The sequence below is a fragment of the Posidoniimonas corsicana genome (genome assembly GCF_007859765.1).
Taxonomy (GTDB): domain Bacteria; phylum Planctomycetota; class Planctomycetia; order Pirellulales; family Lacipirellulaceae; genus Posidoniimonas; species Posidoniimonas corsicana.
Genome location: NZ_SIHJ01000001.1, coordinates 2,097,693 through 2,117,916 on the forward strand (window position 1 = coordinate 2,097,693; position 20,224 = coordinate 2,117,916).

A 20,224-nucleotide genomic window follows, 5' to 3' on the forward strand; every position below is an offset into this window, starting at 1 on the left:
AGACGCCATGCTGCAGAACGCACTCCACCACAAGAACCCGTTCGTCCGCAAGGCTTCGATGAAGCTGTTGGGGGGCGTCAAGCGTGCTCTGCCGCGCGCCAACGAGGGCGACCTGGCCGAGCTGCCGCCCGCGATAGCCAACTCGTTCCCTAAGAGCGGCACCCACCTGCTCGACCAGATCGTTGGCGCGCTTCCCGGCCGCGTCAACTACGGCGAGTTTCTGTCGTCGATGACCAGCTCGCTGACGTTCCGCCGCCGCGCGGACGCGGATGTCGCCGCAACCCTTGCACGCAGCCGCCCGGGCGAGATTGTCCGCGCGCACCTGTTTTATGGCGACCAGACGGCCGCCGCGCTACGCGGCGTGAACGCGGCCCACTTCTTTATCTACCGCGATCCGCGCGACGTGGTGGTTTCCGAGGCCCACTACCTGCGGACCATGAACCGTTGGCACCGGCTGCACAAGGTCTTCAAACAGACGGCCACGGTTGAAGACGCGGTCCGGTTGGCGATCACTGGCCTGGCCGGTCGGGACGACTACTTCTACCCGGACATCGGTGAACGTTTCCGACTCTACACCCCGTGGATCGGCAACCCGCGCTGTTGCGCGGTCCGCTTCGAAGACCTCACCGGCGAGAATGCCGAGAGTGAGATCAGCCGCATGGCAGGCTTCTACGCGGAGTTCGCCGCGGACCAGATCGACACGGCTGAGCTGGCCCAAGCAATGAAGGCCGCAATCGCTCCGGAGAAATCGCACACGTTCCGGAGCGGGAAGCGGGGCGGCTGGCGCGAAGCTCTTACGCCCGAGTTGCGCCGGCTGTTTGAAGAGACCACCAACGGCCTGCTCGTCGAGCTGGGCTACGAACCCAACCGCAACTGGGCCGATCAGGCCTAGCCGCGACGCACCGTTCTGTTAACACACCATGCGGATCCTATTCCACGACTACGCCGGACATGCGTTCCCCCTGCAGCTGAGCCGCAGCCTGGCGGCGCGGGGGCACCAGGTGCGGCACCTGTACTGCGGCTCCACACTGACGCCGCAAGGCGAGTTGGAGCGTCGGCCGGACGACCCCGAGAGCTGGGACATCCGCGTAATCGATCTGGGGGAAGAGATTCCGAAGACCAAGTTTCTCAAACGCTACGGCATGGAGCGTCGGTACGCCGGGCTGCTTGCCGAACAGTACGGCGCGTGGCGGCCCGAGGTGGTAATCTCGGGACAGACACCGTCCATCGCTCAGCTGCCTCTCGCCAAGCTGTGCCGCCGCGATAACGTGCGTCTGGTCTCATGGATTCAAGACATCTACGGCATCGCGGCCCAGAAGATGCTCCGCAAGAGGCTGCCTGTCGTGGGCCAGCTGGCGGCGGCCCACTTCATCCGCATCGACAAGCGCTGTGCGCGGATGAGCGACGCGCTGGTAGTCATCTCCGAAGATTTCCGTGACATCTTTCTGCGCTGGGGCATCCCGGACGACCGGATCCACACGATCCACAACTGGGCCATCATCGAACAGCTGCCGGTTGGGCAGCGCGACAACTCGTGGTCTCGCGAGAAGGCCCTGGCGGATGGAATGCGGTTCGTCTACTCCGGCACGCTAGCGATGAAGCACAACCCCGAGCTTCTCCTCCAACTCGCCAAGCGCCTCGGCAACGAGGAGGCAGGCGAGATGGTGGTGATCTCCACTGGCCCGGGCGTCGAGTGGCTCCGTCAGCAGCAGGCGAAGCACCCCGACGCGGCGATGAAGTTGATGGGCTTTCAGCCGTTCAGCGAGCTCGAGAACGTGCTCGCGAGCGCCGACGTGCTGGTCGCGATCCTGGAGCCCGACGCCGGCGTGTTCAGCGTCCCCTCCAAGGTGCTCAGCTACCTCTGCGCGCAGCGGCCGCTGCTGATGGCCCTGCCGGCGGAGAACCTGGCCGCGAAGATCGTCCGGGAGAGCAACGCCGGTCTGCTCGTTGCCCCCGACGACATCGCCGGGTTTTGCGAGGCCGGGATGCGGTTGGCCCACTCGCCCGACGAGCGCGCAGCGATGGGCGCCGCGGGCCGCGCCTATGCCGAGGCGAACTTCGACATCGCCAAGATCACCGACCGATTCGAGGCGATCCTGTCCGGACAGTGCGGCTGACACGTCCCCGCCGCCCGAACATTACTTGCGCCGGCGCTAGTGCACCCGCTGCCCGGCCTTGGCGCCTTCGTCGGGCGAGAGCACGAACACCTCTTCGCCGCCGGGGCCGCTGGCGACCACCATGCCCTCGGACAGGCCGAACTTCATCTTGCGGGGCGCAAGGTTGGCCACCATCACCACCAGGCGGCCGACCAGCTTCTCCGGGTCGTACGCGGCCTTGATGCCGGCGAACACCTGCCGGTACTGCCCGCCGCCGAGGCTGAGCTTCAGCTTCAGCAGCTTGCGGGCTTCCTCGACCTGCTCGGCTGAGACCACGCGGGCGACCCGCAGGTCGACCTTCATGAAGTCGTCGAAGTTGCACTCGTCGGCCAGCGGCTCGGCCTCCAGGCAGTCGCCCGAGTCTTGCCAGGTGTCGGACTCGTCGAACTCGGCGGGCGCGGGCATCGCGACAGTTTCATCTTCGGACGGGTCCACTTTGTTCTCTTCGATCATCGCGTTTACCTTGACGGGGTCGACTCGGGTCATCATGTGTTTGAACTTGGCCACCGGGGCGCCAACCAGCGGGGTCTGGGCCTGGTCCCAGTTGGTGATCTCCTCGTTGAGGAGGGCGCCGGCTTGTTCGGCGATCTTCGGCAGCACCGGCGTCAGGTAGACGACGATCTGCCGGAACAGGTTGAGCGCCACAGTGCACACGTCCTGCAGCCGCTGGGCCTGCAACTCGTCCTTGCGGAGCTCCCAGGGCTTGTGCTCTTCGACGTAGGGGTTCGCCTTGTCGGCCAGCGCCATGATCAGCCGCATCGCGCGGCTGTAGTCGCACGCCTCGTAGGCGGCGGCGATCTCTTCACCGGCGGCCGCCGCTGCGGCAAACAGCCCGCCGTCGTCGGGGTACTCCTTGGAGAGGCCCGTCTGTTGCACGAACTTGGCGCTGCGGCTGGCCAGGTTCACTACCTTGCCGACCAGGTCGGTGTCGACCTTGGCGATAAACTCGTCAAGCGAGAGGTCGATGTCGTCGACGCGGCTGGACAGCTTTGATGCGTAGAAGTACCGCAGGTAAGACGGGTCCAGGTGGTTCGCGTAGCTGCGGGCGGTGATGAAGGTGCCCTTGCTCTTGGACATCTTCTCGCCGTTCACGGTCAGGAAGCCGTGGATGTGCACCTTGGTGGGCAGGCTGAAGCCGGCGGTCTTGAGCATGCCGGGCCAGAACAGCGTGTGGAAGTAGGTGATGTCCTTGCCGATGAAGTGGTGCACCTCGCAGTCGTCGGACTTCCACCAGTCGTCCAGCTTCTCGCCGTGTTTGTCGCACCACTGCTTGGTGCTGGCGATGTAGCCGATCGGCGCGTCGAACCAGACGTACCAGTAGTTCTCAGGGAAGTCCGGAATCTCAAAGCCGAAGTACTTCCGAGGTCGTGTTACATCCCAGTCTCGCAACGGCGCGACCTCGCCGGTAGTCTCGTCCTTGGCGTAGAGGAAGTGGCCCTTAAGGTAGTTGGCGATCTCAGGCTGTAAGGCGTCCGACTCGTCTACCCAACCTTCCAGGAAACTCCGCAGCTTCTCTAGTACGACAAATTTGTGCGGCGCGGTCCGCAGCTCGGGCGTGGCGCCGGACAACACGCTCTTAGGTTCGACTAACTCTGTCGGCTGGTAGTTGGCCAGACACTTCTCGCAGTGGTCACCGTACTGATCAGCGGCGCCGCAGTTGGGGCAGCCGCCGCGGACGAACCGATCCGCCAGGAAAGTCTCTTCCACTGGATCGTAGGGCTGCTCGACATCACGTTCAGAGACCAAGTCGGCTGTGACTATCTTGGACCAGATCTCGCCGCACAGCTCCCGGTTCTCCGGGCTGTTGGTGCTGCCGTAGTTGTCGAAGGCGATCTGGAACTCGGCGAAGTCCGCCTCGTGCTGGCGCTGCATGTCCGCGATCAGATCTTCCTCGCTGCGGCCCTCCTGCCGGGCGCGGATCATGATCGCGGTGCCGTGGGTGTCGTCGGCGCAGAAGTACTTGCAATTGTTACCACGCAGCTGCTGGAACCGGACCCAGATGTCGGTCTGCAGGTATTCCACCAGGTGCCCGATATGGATCTGGCCGTTGGCGTACGGCAGGGCTGCGGTAACCAGGATTCGACGCGGTGGCATAGCGGGTAACGGCGTTTCGGGGCGGGTGCTAGCGTCGCCGAGCGACGCCCGTGGGCCAAGCATTCTAACGGTCGGGACCCGAGCTAGCGACCCGGATGGCACGGGCATTGCTTCGGTGACGGGCGTGGTTCGCCCGGCCTGGTGCTAGCGTCGGCCGGGCGGAATCGTGCGGGACCTGCTCTTGTCCGATCAACCGATCCGGCGCAAATTGACGGGACCCACACACAAGGCTACTCGTACGGAAACACTACAAGTCGACACCGCGGCCGCAGGATGCGTTCGCATGCCGACGAATTCAACCAGCCTGTTAGTCACGACTGATTGGGCGACCACGTCTCCAAGGAGGGAAACGAATGGTCCATGCGACTCCCCGCGCTGCGCTTATCCTTCTCACTCTGCTGCCCGCGTCGCTCGCGGCTGCCCCGCAGGTGAAGCTGCTCGACTTCTCGCTGGCCACCTGCGGCCCCTGCCGGCAGATGGACCCGGTAGTGGCGCGGCTCGAGGCCGAGGGGTTCCACGTCGATCGCATCGACGGCGGCCGCTCGCCGCAGATCGCCGCGAAGTACGGCGTCAACCAGTACCCGACCTTCGTCGTCGTGGCGAACGGCCGTGAAGTGAAGCGGGTGGTCGGCATCACCCCGTACCAGGCATTGCGGAACATGCTGGTGGCGGCCGCCCCGCGACCGGCTGCCCCGGCCGGCCGGACCGTCCCCGCCGGCCGGCAAGCGACCTTTGTAGCGTCGGCGCAGCAGCCCGCGGCGGTGCTGCAGGCCGCCAGCAACAACGCGCCGCCGATTGACGTGCCGGGCGCCAATCCGACGGTCAAGGCGCCCGCCCCGTCGGCTAGTGCAGACACGCTGCTCAACGCCACGGTTCGCCTGACGGTCAAGGACGCCAGCGGCCAGAGCTTCGGCACGGGCACCATCGTCGACGCCCGCTCGGGCGAGGCGCTCGTGCTGACCTGCGCCCACCTGTTTCGCGGCGCCGACAAGCGGCCGATCGACAACCCGGCCGCTGTCACGGTCGAGTTCTACCAGGCCTCCGGGGGCCAGCCGCGCGTTGTCGAGAGCGCGCCGCTGTACTCCATCCTGAGCTGTAACTTCGAGAACGATGTCGCCCTGGTCTGCGTGCGGCCCACGGGTCAGCTCTCGCCGGCGCGGATCGCCGCCAACGCCAACGGCCTCCGCCAAGGTGACCCGGTGCTGAGCAGCGGGTGCGATCACGGCGCCGATCCGACCGTCCGCACCGGCGTGGTGAACGCCATCAACCGCTACCAGGGCTGGGGCAATGTCTGCGCCAGCGGCGCGCCGGCGGTCGGACGCAGCGGCGGCGGCTTGTTCAACGCACGCGGCGAGGTGGTGGGCGTCTGCAACAATGCGGACTACCAGGACGACGAAGGCATCTACGCCTCTTTGGCAGAGGTGCACGCCGAGCTAGATCGGCTACAGCTATCGGCGATCTACCGTGGCGGGCCCTTGCCTACCCTGGCCGCTGACGACCGCCCTGCCCCGCCGACCCAACCTGCGGCGCCGGCCGCGTTCCTAGCGGACCAGGAGCCGATGGCGCCGCTGGCCGACGCGACCGTCCGCGCCCAGGGCCGTGACTCGACCGACACGATCGCGGGCCTGTCGCCGAGCGAGCGGGCCGCTATGCAAGAGATCGTGCAGCACGCCAGCGAATCGGAAGTGGTGTGCGTTATCCGCCCGAAATCGGGTCAGGGCCGCAGCCAAGTAGTGACGCTCGAGAACGTCTCGCCCGAGTTTGTCCGGGCGTTGTTGGCCGCGTACCACTCGCAACCGAGCAAGGTCGGCGCTCCCCTCTAGCGGCGCTACGGCCCGCACGTCTGCTGCAGCCGGCATGGTTGTTACTACCCGCCCGTGCGGTCATCGGCAACGTGATTGCCCGCGCGGGCCCCTCGGCAGGGCCGACGTAGGGTTGCGGTGTGCGCCCCCGCCCGCCCTCGGACGAGCTCTTGACCATGCTGCTGCTCTACATCGCCCTGATCGCAACGCTCAACCTGTGTATCGGCTACGTGCTCGGGGCGACATTCGGCATGCGGACCGAGCTGCCGGCGGTCAAGCTGCCGAAGGTCCGCTGCTCGAAGTCTGTCGACGATGAGCCGCTGGTGCAGGCGCCTTCGGAGTCCCCGGTCAGGGAGGCCGCACCGCCCCCGCCAGCGGCGCCCGCCGAAACGGAGGAGGATCAGGACCTCATGTCCGGCCTGGCCGCGTTCCAGGCGCAGCTGGCGCAGATGGGCGAGGATCTGAAGGATTCACGGGACGACGCCGAGGCGTTCGACGCCAACGCGAAGACCATGCAGGACGCCAACCACGCCTACCTCGAGTCGGCCCAGCAGCAGATCGACAAGCTGCCCGAAGGCGATGTCCGACGCGACTCGGCTGCCGCCGGCGTGCAGGAAGTGGGCCGCATCAGCGACGAGTTCGACGCGATTGTCGACGAGGGGCTGGAAGACGATCAGACGCGGGCCAAGCTGGTCGACAAGTCGGACGAGCTCTCCGAGAAGGTCACTGAAGTCCGCGAGACGCAGGCGGAGCAGGACCGCGCCGCCCGCTCGACCGCGGCCGCCGAGGCCGGCCTCGCGACGCTCGACAGCCTGCTGGAGCAGATCGACGCGGCGCTCAGCGACGGCGCCGAGCCGAAGCACCGCACTGTGGTGCTGGTCCGCCGCGACGCGGCAGAAGCCGAACAGACCGACGAAGGCCTCGCGCAGAAACTGCGGGCCAAGGTGCGGCAAATCGTCCGCGACGCGGCGCCCGACGCGGGCCTGGTCGCCGCTTTCGACGACGACCAGATCCTCCTAATGCTCGAGGAGGGCGACATCGACGCCATGACGGAGCGGATCGATACGCTTCGGCAGCAGATCGAGAAGACGACGTTCACCGTCAACGGCGCCCAGCACAGCACGACCATCACCTGCGCGATCGCCGACCTGCCCGGCGCCGAATCGCACGACGACGTTCTGGAATGCCTCAAGGAGGCGATGGACGAGTCGGCCCGTTTCGGCGCCAACCGCACCTTCCATCACGACGGCAAGTTTCCGACTCCGGCGCCGCCCACCGAAGCGGCGGTCGAGCCGCAGACCGTCGAGCTGTGACGCGCTACTCGCTCTTGAGCGCGAACACCGCCTCGATCTCGACCGCCATGCCCGCCGGGAGCGATGGGGCACCGATGGCGCTGCGGGCGGCGACCCCGGCGTCCTCGCCGAACACCTCCCGCATCAGCTCACTGAAGCCGTTGATCACTGCGGGGTGGTCGGTGTACTCCGGCGTGCAGCAGACCAGGCCGAACGTCTTCACGAGCCGGTCGACACGGTCCAGGCTGCCGTAGGCAGCCCGCAGGGTCGCCAGCATCGCCAGCCCGGTCTGACGGGCCGCGGCGTACCCCTGTTGCGTGTCCAGGTCGGCGCCGACGCGGCCCTTGGTCAGCTCGCCGGACGGCGAGAGCGGCCCGTGCCCCGATGTGTACGCGAGCCCGTCCACGGTCAGGACCGGCTTGTACAGGCCCATGGCCTTGGGGGCGGGGGGCAGCTCCAAACCGAGGGAGGCAAGCTTCGCTTCAGCACTCATGCAGGTTTCTCCGAAACGCCCAGCGGCGGCGTGGCCGGCGGGCGGGGTTGCTAGTTGGACAGCAGTCTTAGGCTTGGGGCGGTCCGTACACCTGGCTGGGGTCGAACACGCGTTGACCCACCACCCGCAGGCCCTGGTCGGTGACCTCCCGGTAGAAGCAGCTCTGGTGGCCGGTGTGGCAGGCGGCGCCCCCCAGCTGCTCGACCCGCAGGACGATGGCGTCCGCGTCGCAGTCGATCAGCACCTGCTTAACGACCTGCTCGTTGCCGCTCTGTTCCCCCTTGCGCCACAGCCGTTGCTTGCTGCGGCTGTAGTAGACAGCGCGGCCGGTGCGGAGGGTCTCCTGGTACGCCTCGCGGTTCATGAACGCCAGCATCAGCACCTGGCCGGTCTCGGCGTCCTGCGCCACCGCGGGTAGCAGCGTCTGTTCGTCCTGGAAAGCGGGCTCGGTCATGGGCTGTTTCTGCGGCGTGTGGGGGGCTGGCGGCCAGCGGTCGAGCATACCGCAACCGGCGGCGGGCAGCTATACGCGGCACAACCGTCCCGACCCGGTCGGGCGATCGGAGCGAGGCGCGCCACCCCCACCACTGCTGCCGGCGGCACACGCGGAGCATGCCGACATCATCACGCCGCCGCTAGATTCGCCGGCCCGGTGCGCCGATCCCTAACCCGTGGCCCGAGCCGTAGCCCGGCGCCGCCCCGAGCGAGCCCTGTACCCGAGTGGGAGCACCGTCCACGTGGATACCTCACTGACCATCGTCCTGCCCGTCCACAACGCCGAGGCGCACCTCCGCCGCAACGTGAGCAGGGTGCTGGAGGTCGCGGCCGAACTGACCCCGCGGTTCGAGCTGCTGGTGGTTGACGACGGCTCCACCGACGACACCTTCGAGATCGCCAGCGAGCTGGCGGCCGAGTACCCACAGCTGGCGGTCGTGCGCAGCGGCCTGCGGAAAGGCCTGGGCGGCACGCTGCGTGACGTGAAGCGTCGGGCGTCGGGCCGGGTGGTGATCGTGCACGATGGCGTGTCGACCATCAACGCCAACGAGCTCCGCACGCTCTACCTGGGCGCCGATGACGAGGTGAGCGTCGAGGACCTCCGCCGCCCCGCTATCGCGCACAAGGCGATGGTGGCCGCGCACAGCCGGCTGCGTGGCTTCCAGGTGATCGACCCCTCCGAGGTCGAGTCCTCTCAGCCGGCCGCTCCCCGACCTGCGCGAGCCCGCCGCGCCGCGACCGAGCCGCAGCCCGGCGTGGGCCAGATCCCCCCGCTCCCAAAGCCGAACTTCTTGGGCGCGATGGGCGATTTCGCTCGGGGCGAGTGATCGAGCCGCCAAATCCGTCAAGCTTTCGGACAGCGGCGAAAAAAATTCTCCAAATTTCGGACGCCTGCAGCGCGTTCGAATCTGCTACACCGGCGCGGAATTGATGTGGCCGAATCGCTCAAGAGAGCGCTTGCGGTCCAGCCAAGTGTGGCGATTCGCGCAGGCGCCTGTGAGGTGCGTAACTACTTATCTTTTCGTCGGTTAGGATAGCCGGCGTCTTCGCTTGCCCGACCGCGGCGCCCTGTTTACGATGATCGCGGAACGGGGAATGGCGGCCACTGATTGGCCACATCTCCTGAGGATCAGGCCCGGCGGTTGACCGCCGCCCCTGCGGCGGCGTTCAGGGTGCGGGCCGAGCGGCCAACGTCACGGAAAACGGCGCTGCTGTCAGCAGACCAGCGCGCTGGGCGTAGGCCATCTGCAAGGCGCTTGCGGCGATTCCCACCGATCCGACAGCGCGCCCGGTGCGTACGTTGTCGGGAGGGGACGCCGGCAGTTCTTATCTCATCTGCTTTCGGAACAGAGGACGGAGGCCTAGTATGAACCTTGTTGATGATTGCGGCGCTACGCCCGGTGTGAACAACGGCAGCGGCGCCCCCATCGCCGCCAATCGCGATCAGACCGCCGAGTCGCGGGCGCTGCACCGCATCGCTGAGGTGCAGAACGAGCAGGGGATATCCAACCGCAGCGTGGTGCGTCGCACCGGACTGACCATGGAGCAGGTCCGCAATCAGTTGGAGCCGTCGGCCAACCTGCGTCTGTCGGACCTGTACACCTGGCAGCAGGCGCTCGAGGTGCCCATCGCGGACTTGCTCGTCGACTCTGAGGCCCCGCTGTCCGGCGCGGTGCTCAACCGCGCCCGCATGCTGCGGACGATGAAGACCGTCCGCGCGATGAAGGAGGCCAACAAGGAGCCGGCGATGGAACGGTTCATCACGATGCTGGAGAACCAGCTGCTGGAGATCATGCCCGAGCTGCAGGACGTCACGGCCTGGCACACGGTAGGCCAGCGGCGGACGCACGACGAGGTGGGCCGCGCGGCGGAACGCCCCATCTCCGAGACGTTTGTCCGCGACGGGCTTCAGTAGTCCCTACGGCGGGCGCCGTAAACTAGCGGCGTGAGAGGATCCGCTGGTAGCGCGCCCGCCCTTCGTCTACAGCGGCCGAGACCATCAGCAGCAGCCCGCACACGCCCAGCGGCAGCCACAGCCACCAGGCGAGGCCGGCCAGGCCGATGGCGGTGTTCCGGCGGTCCCGCAGCAGCCCGATGAGAGCGGGCTGGTTGCAGCCCACGTGGAAGCAGACGCCCGCCGCCACCGCCAGCAAAGCGAGCCCGACCCGCGGCGCGATGCGGTCCGCGCGGGTGACGCTGACCTTGATAGCTGGCGGCGCCTCGCCGGTTGGCGTCCGGAGTTGCTCGGCAAGCCCTGGCCGGTCGTAGTCACTGGCCGCGTCGGCGTTGGGGATGTAGGTGAACTCTCCTGCCGCGGCGGTGCGGGCCTTGGCAAGCGACTCGTCGGACCTAAGGGGCGTTGCATCATCGTCGCTCTGGGGGGAGGCGGCATCCACCTCCGCCAACGCGTCGCGCAGCCGGCTGAGCCACCACGCCGATGCGCGACCCACCGCCGCTTGCGGCGCCTGCTCCGCCAGAGCCTGCACGCGGAGCCGCGCCGCATCGTCGCCGTCAATCGGTTGAGCGTCGGCGGTCAGATGCATCTCTGCGGGGGTGGAACCTAGCAGCGACACGACCCCATTAACGGGCGTGAGCGGCTGGCCCTGCCCGCTGATCAACTGGGGCGGTCGAACGGTCCGCTCCGTTGAGGGTTGGTCCCAGACGGCTGTCGCGGTGAGGACCTGCGGACGCTGGCTGCTGCCCAGCGTGACCCGCCACACGCTGTCTGACTCTCGGGTCGCGATCGGGCCTTGGCCGTTCAGGTCGAGCGATACCAGCCGGCTGTTCTCGTCCACTAGCAGGCGGCACGCGGTGGCGCCGACCGGGTCGAGGTAGACGCGGGTGGTAACCGAGACCCTGCCGAGCGGGTCGGCGGCGGCGGTGGTCTCGCTGAAGCGAACCAGGCACTCAGGTGGGCGTTTGTCCCGCCGCGTCCAAGCCACGGTAGGCCGTTGGCCGGGGGTTGAGCGGAAGAGGGACCAGCCCGTGCCGGGCGCAGCTTCGAGCGGCGCGTCGTGCGCGCCGCGGGCCGGGGTGAGGGACTCGGTGAGCCACCTCTCCTCTTCACTGTGGGGTCCGCCGTGCACGGCCACCACCACCTCGCTCTCCGCCGCGTCCGGGAAGCGGACCAGTGCGGCTGGGTGGGCGCCGGTGGGGGAAACCTGCTGCCCCTCAAACTTGAGGATGAGCTCCTCGCCAGCGGCCAGGTCCCGTGGCAGGCTCACCCGCCAACGCCGTGGCCCCTCGCTGGAAGCCCGCGTCAGTGTGGCGCCCGACGGCGAGGTGACCTCCAACTGTGGGGCGCGGTCGGCAAACTCGATCGCGATCTCACGAAGCCCACCTGACAGCACCCGCACCCTGGCCGCGACGTCGTGCTGAACGCCGCTCTCGGTGCGCTGGTGGGTGGTCAGATGACTCACCTTGTAGCGGGTGGCGCCGGCCCGGATCGCCACGCGGGGCGGCGGCTGCTGCGCCGGCAGCTGAAACGTGCCGACCAGCATCTCGCGCTGCGCGGCCGCCGAAGCGTTGGAGTCATCCAAGGCCGGGGCATTCTCTTCGGCGAATCGCACCACGCAATCGGGCAGACGCCACAGCTCGACCCGCAGTGGGTCCGGCGTTCCAGTCGCCGCGCGCAGCACCGGCAGCGGTGTCGAGCGCCCGCTGGGCACGGACACCCTGCCGTAGAGCTCCACCACCGATCCGGCCCCGAGCATCGCGTCCGCTGGTCGGAACACCACCACTCGGGAAGGCTGAGGCCGGGTTGCGCGCAGCGGTTGTGATCGTCCGCCGGCCGTCAGCCGGCAGTCGATCAGCTCGAACGAAGTCGGCACACTGACCTCGAGCTTGCCGAGGGGCCATCCGGCGGGGTTGGCGCCAACCGTCAGCCGCGCGGTCGACGCGGCCTGCCCAAGGACGAGCCTTAGCCGCTGATCGAGCGGGCCCGGCTCGACCGGCCGCATGTCCGACTGGACCTGCCAAAGAGCCAGTGGGTCGGTCGCCGCCACCGCTCGATCGGGTGGCGATTCGGTCTCGTCGAGGGTCCACCGCGCGGCGAACTCCGCTGGGTCGAACGCGGCGACTCCTTCGGTCGCTGGGGTCGTCACGACTAACTCGCGGCTGGAGGAAACCGCCATCATCCGCGATCGCAGATCAACTCCCGGCGGTGGCAGGGACGGGACCGAGAACCGGCCCAGGCCGCCTCGCGGCAGCTCGACTGTGCCGGTGTAAACCAGTTGGGTCAGGCCGGGCTGCCACTCCGTCCGGGGCGACAGCTCGACTCGCCGCTGCGCGGTTTGGTCGGGGTCAGCCATCGGGAGGGTCGCCTGCAGAAGCTTCGGCAGCGGCGCCGTTCCCTCCAGCAGGCACCGCACTTCGAGCACCGCCCCGCCCGGCCGGAGGCTTAGCCACTGCAGTTGGTCGCACGCGAGCAGCTTGGCGGCGGCGTTCTTGCTTCCCGTTCCCCAACGCAGGAGCAATTCGTCAGTCCCCGAGAGGTCGGCCCGCAGCGCGCCCCCCGGCTCGATTGACTGCAGCGGCGTTGGCAGCTCCGGCGCTCGCACGTCGACGCTCGCGTCCGGAACCGACAGCCGCAACTCTGACAGGCTGCAACGCGGCAGGGCCAGACGCAGCACCGCCCCCGCGTCCTCCTCGCTCACGCTCGGGGTCAGCGAGAGCGTGACCCGGTGTGGGCCGGGCTCTGCGATAGTGACTGCGCAACCGTCGCCGTTGTCCCGCCACTCGAGCGGTGTGGCGATGCCGTCGATGTTGGCCTTTTCTCCCCACTTGGCTTCCGCCTGGCGGATCGCAAGCGGGAGCGGCGTGTCCCGGCGGCTGGTCCACACCTCGAGCGACAGCGTCCACGGATCAGCGTTCACGCCTTCGCCGGCCGTCAGCCCCTTGAGCGCCCCCTGGATCGAAATACGCTTCAACACCCACGCCGCGGGCGCCGCCGTGCGACCCCCGTCGGCGAGCTTGTTGAGCTGGTTGAGGAAGCCGCCTCGGAGGTACCACTTGTCGCCCTCCGGATTCCCGTCGGCGTCAACGGGGACGATCACCGTTTCGAGCGGCGGTTCTGCCACGGGCTGCGCCGCGACGGTTGGAGCGAAGGCGAGCAGGGCGAGGGCGGCGGAGGTCGGCGTTGCCGGCAGGGAAAACGAAGCCGCGTCTCGCATGGCCCGGAGCAATCCCGTCGACGCTTTCACGAGCGGGCAGAGCATCGCGCCCGCGACCAGCCCCAGCCACACCGCAGCGCCCCACACCGCTAGGGCGCCGGGCAGCAGCAACGCTAGAACCATCGCGGCCAGCGCGGCGGTGACCAGCGTGCGGGTCGCGTAGGGCCACCACCACGCGGATAGGCAAGCGATCAGCACACCGAGCGTCGCGGCGCCGCCCACAAGCTGGTCATGGTGGATAACCTTCAGCGCGGGCGCCGATGATCCGATGCACGCCACGTCGTAGCAGCGCCAGCCGGGCGGGCAGTCGGCAGCGCTGAACGCGTTGCCCTCTTCAGCTGGGGCGGTTGGCCACCAGGTTGCCGGATCGAACGGATCAAAGATGCCCGCCGGCAGCACGCTCGCGACCGGCCCGAGCAGGCGGTTGCGGTTGCTGGTTGGCTCGGGTCCGGCGTCCAACGACGGGCCGGACAACTCGTAAGAGCTGGGCAGCAGGAACCGCCAATTCCAGAACCCGGTGGCGTCTTCCACAACGCCGTCGAGCGGCAGCGGCGCGCCGGGCGCCCACTTCCGATTCGCGTCCTCGACCGCGATGTCGATCGTGCGAGTCGAATCGGCCGCGGGGAAGAGGAGCCGGTCGCGGTCCGCGTTGCGGTCTTCCTCGATTGGGAGTCCAAGTGTGTCCCGTGCGCTGAGCAGATTGGCGTTCTTCGGCAGCAGCAGGGAGCATGGCTGGGCCGCAGGGCGTACCCGGTAGGACAGCAGGTGAACCAGCCGCCCGGAGTCGAGCGCGCGGGTCTCGACGCGGAGGAGACGCAGCGGCGGGTCTACCGGGCGACGCGACTGCCGAGTGAGCAGCGCTGAGAGGTCTTGGGCGCCGACACGCTCGGGGTCGTAGGCGAACGTCTTCTGATCGACATGAGCGGCCGTGTCGGCGTCCTGCGGCAGCGGGGTCAGCCCATTGCTGCGCAGCCCAGCGACGCCCGCCCCGGCGCCCACCAGGGTGAGCCGCCCCTGCTGGTCGCGTTCCCGCGTCAGCGACGGCAACGGGATGTCCAGCGGCGCCTGGTCTTGCGACGCGAAGGCGATCCGGAAGGTGGTGGTCGGCTGCCCGTCCAGCTTCAACGCGATGGCGCCGGACTGGTTGGGCAGCGAGTCGTCGCGTGGCGGCATCGGCGCCCGCTCGCCTAGGAGCAGCTCGGCCGACTCGGGCAGCGGCGGCTCAAATCGCACTAGTGCGATGCTGCTGGCGCCGTTGGCGGGGATTGTCAGGTCGGCCTGGTAGAGCCAGAGATCGCCCGAGTGCGAGACCCGAACGTCGCAGCGGCTCAGGCGGCGGGCCGGTTCGCTCACCAGCTCCAACTCGCCGCCCGCCAGCAGCTGCGCTAATGGGATCTGCTGGGTCTTGAACAGCAGCGGCGCGTCCTCTTGGTCCTCGGGCGGCGGCGTCGGTTGCGGCGCGGAACGCAGCTGCACCTGCAGCGGCTCTGCCGCCGAGAGCTCGATCTGGTCGCTCACGACCCGGACACCACTCGGGTCGATCGCCAGCATCTCCGTGAGCGGCGTGCGGTCGCCGCGGAGGTAGCTGCGACGCGCCAGCGTCAGGGTGAGCGCCGGCGGCTGCTCGGCGAACGCGCCCGGCACCAGGCGGATGTCGATGTTCTTGGGGCCACGGTTCTCGTAGATATCCCACCGTTCGAGTGCCTCGGCGGGTTCGGCTTCGACTGCACGGACCGCCCAGCTGTCGCCGAGCGCGACACGCAGCCGCCGCAACGCGTGCTGACGGTCGCCGGCGAACTGGATCGTCACGGTCGAGTTGGCTAGGTGCAGGTCTCGCTGCCGGTCGATCCCGAGTTGGACGGAACGTGTCACGTTCACGGCGGGCGTTGCGACCCGGCGGCCGACCTGCAGCTGAACCGACGCCTCGGGCCGGGAGAGGCGGAAGAACAGCTCCGCGCTTTCCTCTGCCGACGACGGCGCGGCGGCCGGAGTCGCGTAAGAGAGTTGAGCGATGTCCATCAGCGAGACCGGCTCCTCGAAGGCCACCGAGACGGCTCCCTCGGTCCAGCGGGCGTTGAGCAGCACGGGGGACGGGAGTGTGATCTGTCCGGACGCCTCGGGCGAGAGCAGCCACAGCTCGAGCAGGCAATCACCCTGCGGCGCCCGCGTGAGCGTGACGCGCGCGGTCGTTCCGCCCTCCTCTTCACTGAGGGTCCACTCCACCGGCAGCCCGTCCTGCGTTGCGCGGATCAGCCTGGCGCCGATTGGCAACGCGACCCGCACTGCGCCGGGCAGCGGCCGCGCCGAGCTGAGGCGGAACCGGCACTGGGTCTCGACCCCCGACTCGCGGATTGCGTGCCGCAGGTCCTGCGCCACGTCGATAGTCGCACGGGTGGTCGTGGGACGCGGACGCGAGAGCACCAGCCGGCCCGATGCGCCGGGCGCAACCTCGATCCGCCAGCGGGCCTGGCCTGCCCCCGGCGGCGCGGGCGTTGATGCGTCGCCGCCGGGCTCTTCCTCACGCACAATCGCGCGACTCATGCTGGGGGTCGTCCCCACCGGCAGGTCGAGTGCGAGGGTAGTGGTTGTCGCCGGCGGCAACCCAATCTGGTACTCCGACCGCGTATCGGAGACGCTTGCCGGCCGGCCTTCGAGCTCGAACCGGAGGTCGCCGCTGCGGTCGACCAGCACGCCGTGCGGCGCTGCTGGCGGCGGGCCCCAGTCGCCGAGCAACGCCGGCTCACCGCTTGGCGACCACGCGATTGAGGTGACCCTGGTCGCGCTGGCGGGCCAGGCGAGGAACGCCTCCGCGGCGCCGTTGAGGTCGACGCGTGCCTCGCCGGCGCCCGAGAGCACCGATCCGGTCAGACCGAGGTGCGCGCGGACGCTGTAAGCCGAGAACTGGTGCGAGGCCATCGCGTCCGGCTCGCCCAGTCGCAGCAGCCGGAGCGCCTCCAACTGCGCGACCGGAACCCACGGTTCACCAGTCTTGGGCCACGCCTCGGGCTGATTGGCGGGGGCGAAGACCCGGCGGTACGGCGCTTCGGCGGGCTGTTCGGCGCCGGTGCCCGCAGCGCTAAGCGCGAACAGCAGTATCAGGGGTAAGGAGGTCGGACGCATTTCAAGAGGCGGTCAGGGCAGCGGGTTCGACACCTCAAGCGACACGGTCGGCGCGTTGGTTGAGACCGTGCCCCCGCCAACGTTGAGGTGGCCGTCCTGGTTCGTCGACGCGTGGCGGATCGACGTCGAGTCGTCGGAGAGGGTTACCAGCGTCTTCTTGCCGGGCGACAGGGTCAGCATCGCGACCCAGCCGGCGAACAACGCCACCAGGCCGATCGCCCCGGCCTGCGCCGCCATGGCGAGGTCGGCCGGCCGCCAGTAGCCAAAGAGCAGTATCAGCACGCACAAGAGCCCGATTGCTACGTGGCGGACCCGCGGCGGGGAGTAGCCGATCACCAGGCCGATGGCCATCGCCAGCAGCGATGTCGCCAGCACAGCGATCTTCTGATCGATAGTTGTCACCCGCCAGGTCCCTTCAGGGAGGGCTAGCGCGGAGTAAAGGTACGCCCGCTCGCCGGCGTCGAGCGGCAGGTCTTGGTGGGTAGCGCCCACCCACGACTCGAGCTGCGCGGAGTCCTTGACTGGGAGCCGGCGGAACCGGCCCTGCCGCCAGCCCGCGCGCCACGCCGGGCGGAGACCCTCGGGCGCCGAGAGCATCCAGAGGTCGCTCGGCAGCACCACCTGCCAGTAGCACATGGCCTGCGAGGTGTCGGCCTGAATCTGCAGCGGGCGGAGGGTCATCTGACCACCGGACTCGCCGGACAGGGCCTCCACCCGGCGGGCCTCAACGGTGTGCTCGCCCGCCCCATCCTGCGGCAGCGGCACCCGCAGCGTGCGGGTGTCGAACGGCTCCGGCCGCACCGGCTGGCCATCAACCTGCACCACGATCGACTGCGGAGTCACGCTGGGCGGAGCCGTTAGCAGGACTTCTGGTTTGCCGGCCAGCACCCGCCACGCGGAGCGTTGCTGAAGCGTCGCGCCGCGTCGCCAGCTCTGCCGCCACACGCGGGTGACCACGGTCGGCGTCTCAATCACTCGGCGGGGCGGAACGCGGGTCAGCCGCATTGCGCCCGCGCTGTTTGACCCCACCACGCGCAGCACACCCTCGCTCGATTCCTGCGTCTGCCAGGCGTCGGCCTCGTCGTCGACGCGGAGCGTCAGGGCGTCGGGCGACTCGATGGTGGCGTCGTGCTCGAAGGAACCTACCCCCGTGGGCGCCATTAGCGGTACGGACAGCGACCCCTGCTCGTCCGCCAGCTCGTCGGCGCCCGACGGCAGCCTGAAGCCCGCGACAAGGTTCAGAGCGCCGCTCCAGGGACGCGGCAGCTCCACCACGACACGCCGGCCGCCCGCCTGCAGCCGCCACTCAAGCTGCTCGCGGACGGTGGTGACCCGCGCGTCGTTGACCGACGGCGCGTCGGTCAGCAGGTAGAACGCCAGGTCGGTCCCATCGGTTATCGCGGGCGGCGCGTCGAACTCGATCCGCTCGCGGGGCTGCTTGCGGACCTCGAGGTAGAAGCTCTGCTCGACCGAGGTCTGGTCCTCGGCGATGGTCACGCGGGCCCCCGCGGCGTTGGCGTGCAGCTCGCCGGCGCGGCGGGTGAGCACGCCGTACAGCCGCACAGCGCGGCCGGGGAGCTGGGCGTAGGCGTCGTCGCGGAAGCGGAACGTCTGCTGCGCCGTCGGCTCGCCGTCGGCGGCGGACGAAGGCGCCGGCTCGAGCATCTCGAACGTGCGAGGGTCGATGGTCAGCCACAGGCTGGGGTCGACGGTGATCAGCAGGTCGCGGCGGTCGAGCGCGTAGGACGCCGGCTGGCGGGGCTGCGGCAGCACGACCTCGAAGGGATCGCCGTCGGGCGTCAGCGCGTAGCTGCGGGCGTGGAAGCCGACCGTGACGTTCCCCAGCCGCGGACGCAGCAACGCGAAGTCGAAGGTGCCGTCGTCGTCCTGCCCGAGCGAAGTGGCGTCGACCAGCTCGGCCGGTTCGATCGGGTCGGACGAGAGGGTCCAGCCGTTCAGGTCGAAGCCGAAGTCGAGGATCGGCGCGCCGATGATCTGGTAGCGGGACGACACGTGCAGCAACGCCACGTCGGGCAGGATCTCGAGGTGGTAGCTGGGCGCCGCCTGGATGCGTGTCTCGCGTTGTCGCACCTCCACCGGGATGCTGCCCTGGGGGCGGAAGCAGCGGACCGCGTAGTTCGGCTGTGGCGTCGCGAGCGAGGCGGGCAGATCCTCGACCGCGACCCGACGGGCGCCCCGCAGGTCGAACCATCTCAGACGCGTGTCCTCGTCAACGATGACGGCGTGGTAGCCTTCCTGGCGGACCGCGCCCAGCACCTCGAAACCCGCCAAATCGACACGCGACTGATTCGGCGGCTCGCTCCCCACGGCGCTGCCGATGGCCCGCTCGGTGGCGATCTCCACCGTCACGGGGCCGACCGTCCGCTCGGAGAGGAGCACCGTGCAGGTTCGCCCGTCAGCGCTCGGCTCGACACGCACGCCGTTGTCGGCGGCCGACTCAACCGGGATCCGCTTTGCGCCGGCGGGCAGGCGGACCTGGAACCGATCGAACTCGCCGCCGAAGCTCCGCACCCGCAGCACCGCGGTCGACTTCACGCCTCCGCTGTCGATCGTGCTGGTGATCTCGCCTTCGGCGTCGAGCACCGTTTGCGCCGCGACCCGCGTCTGGTCCGGGCTGCGCCACCGCAGCCGCAGCGGGCCCACGCCCCCGGTGACCGACAGGCGGGCGCCCTCCTCCGCTTGGTCGACCTCCAGCAGCGCGCCCTCGATGGGCGCCACGTCGGTCGCCCTGCCTGAGAGTTGCAGCTGCAGCTTGGAGAGGATGGCGCGCGGCAGCGAGAGCGAGAGTTCGTTCGCTTGGCCCGACGTCCGGATCGGCGTCAGCAGGGAGAGCCCGATAGTGCGCGGCCCCTTGCCGGAGAGTGTCACGGCGTAAGCCTCGGCCTGGTCGGAGTAGCCGAACGCGTCGGTCGGCTGCAGGCCCGTGGGCTTCTTGTCGAGGACCGCGCCGCCGAACCCGATGGGCGCTTCGACCGGTTGGTCGGACAGCAGCTCCAGTTCAATGGTAACGTCGAATGCCGCGTGCCCGTTCTCCTGCCGCCCGCGGACGTCGACTTCGTTAAGTGTGAACCGCGGGCTCGCGGCCGCGGGGTCGCTCCCCTGGTAGGCCCGCCACGCCTTGGCGAACTCGTCGTAGGTCACGCCCACCACCGGGCGGGGCACGCCCGCGTCGTCGATCCAGATGGTGGTGTCGGGGCCGGCGGGCGCGGGCACCTTGGGCGGCGCGCTAGCGCCATCTTTCGGCGTTGGCGGCGGGGCGACCGGCGGCGGCGTTGCGGCGGTCGGGGCGGCTGGCTCGGCAACTGATTGAGCAGGCGCCGCTTGTCCGCCTAGCGTAGCCAGCAACGCCAGCGCGCAGCCGACCAGCCGCCACGATCGGCGGATGGTGCGCGGCGGGCTCGTGGCGTCACTGGGCATGCGGAGCGGATGGAGGATGGAAGAAGAGACGAGGGCCTAGGGCGCCGATTCGCGGAACTCCGGCCACACGCGTGAACGGCGGCCACACGCGTGAACGGGTCGGACGGTGGTCGGTCGGACAGGGCTCCTCAACCTCCTATCCTACCGAGGAGCCGCAAGCCCT

Annotated in this window: 11 protein-coding genes; 6 read left to right on the forward strand and 5 right to left on the reverse strand. The window is 69.0% G+C overall.

The window, feature by feature from the left end:
• Positions 1-7: 7 nt before the first annotated feature.
• Positions 8-892: a sulfotransferase domain-containing protein gene (locus KOR34_RS08000; protein ID WP_146563793.1), complete on the forward strand. Its 885-nt coding sequence runs from the start codon at positions 8-10 to the stop codon at positions 890-892.
• Positions 893-920: 28 nt separating this feature from the next.
• Positions 921-2,117 (forward strand): glycosyltransferase family 4 protein, encoded by a 1,197-nt coding sequence (locus KOR34_RS08005; RefSeq protein WP_146563795.1) that lies wholly within the window; start codon positions 921-923, stop codon positions 2,115-2,117.
• 36 nt (positions 2,118-2,153) lie between these two features.
• On the opposite strand, the gene metG is transcribed toward KOR34_RS08005, so the two are convergent.
• The gene (metG, locus tag KOR34_RS08010) at positions 2,154-4,250 is read right to left on the reverse strand and encodes a methionine--tRNA ligase (protein ID WP_146563797.1); all 2,097 of its coding nucleotides are present in this window, start codon (positions 4,248-4,250) and stop codon (positions 2,154-2,156) included.
• A 353-nt stretch (positions 4,251-4,603) separates the two neighbouring features.
• On the opposite strand from metG, the gene KOR34_RS08015 reads away from it, so the two are divergent.
• Positions 4,604-6,073, forward strand: coding sequence for a trypsin-like peptidase domain-containing protein (locus KOR34_RS08015; protein ID WP_146563799.1), 1,470 nt, complete (start codon positions 4,604-4,606; stop codon positions 6,071-6,073).
• A 155-nt stretch (positions 6,074-6,228) separates the two neighbouring features.
• Positions 6,229-7,365, forward strand: a complete 1,137-nt coding sequence (locus KOR34_RS08020; protein WP_146563801.1) for a hypothetical protein — start codon at positions 6,229-6,231, stop codon at positions 7,363-7,365.
• A gap of 4 nt (positions 7,366-7,369) precedes the next feature.
• On the opposite strand, the gene KOR34_RS08025 is transcribed toward KOR34_RS08020, so the two are convergent.
• Together KOR34_RS08025 and hisI are read right to left on the reverse strand one after the other, a co-directional pair.
• Positions 7,370-7,837: a RidA family protein gene (locus KOR34_RS08025; protein ID WP_146563803.1), complete on the reverse strand. Its 468-nt coding sequence runs from the start codon at positions 7,835-7,837 to the stop codon at positions 7,370-7,372.
• Positions 7,838-7,904: 67 nt separating this feature from the next.
• Positions 7,905-8,291, reverse strand: a complete 387-nt coding sequence (gene hisI / locus KOR34_RS08030) for a phosphoribosyl-AMP cyclohydrolase (RefSeq protein WP_146563805.1) — start codon at positions 8,289-8,291, stop codon at positions 7,905-7,907.
• A 283-nt stretch (positions 8,292-8,574) separates the two neighbouring features.
• On the opposite strand from hisI, the gene KOR34_RS08035 reads away from it, so the two are divergent.
• Together KOR34_RS08035 and KOR34_RS08040 are read left to right on the forward strand one after the other, a co-directional pair.
• Positions 8,575-9,159, forward strand: a complete 585-nt coding sequence (locus tag KOR34_RS08035) for a glycosyltransferase family 2 protein (RefSeq protein ID WP_197531249.1) — start codon at positions 8,575-8,577, stop codon at positions 9,157-9,159.
• Between the two features lie 539 nt (positions 9,160-9,698).
• Positions 9,699-10,247, forward strand: coding sequence for a hypothetical protein (locus KOR34_RS08040; RefSeq protein WP_146563808.1), 549 nt, complete (start codon positions 9,699-9,701; stop codon positions 10,245-10,247).
• Positions 10,248-10,269: 22 nt separating this feature from the next.
• Here KOR34_RS08040 and KOR34_RS08045 read toward each other — a convergent pair whose 3' ends face one another.
• Positions 10,270-16,623 (reverse strand): hypothetical protein, encoded by a 6,354-nt coding sequence (locus KOR34_RS08045; RefSeq protein ID WP_146563810.1) that lies wholly within the window; start codon positions 16,621-16,623, stop codon positions 10,270-10,272.
• Between the two features lie 12 nt (positions 16,624-16,635).
• On the reverse strand, positions 16,636-20,061 hold the full coding sequence (locus KOR34_RS08050; RefSeq protein WP_146563812.1) for a hypothetical protein: 3,426 nt from the start codon (positions 20,059-20,061) through the stop codon (positions 16,636-16,638).
• Positions 20,062-20,224 lie beyond the last annotated feature (163 nt).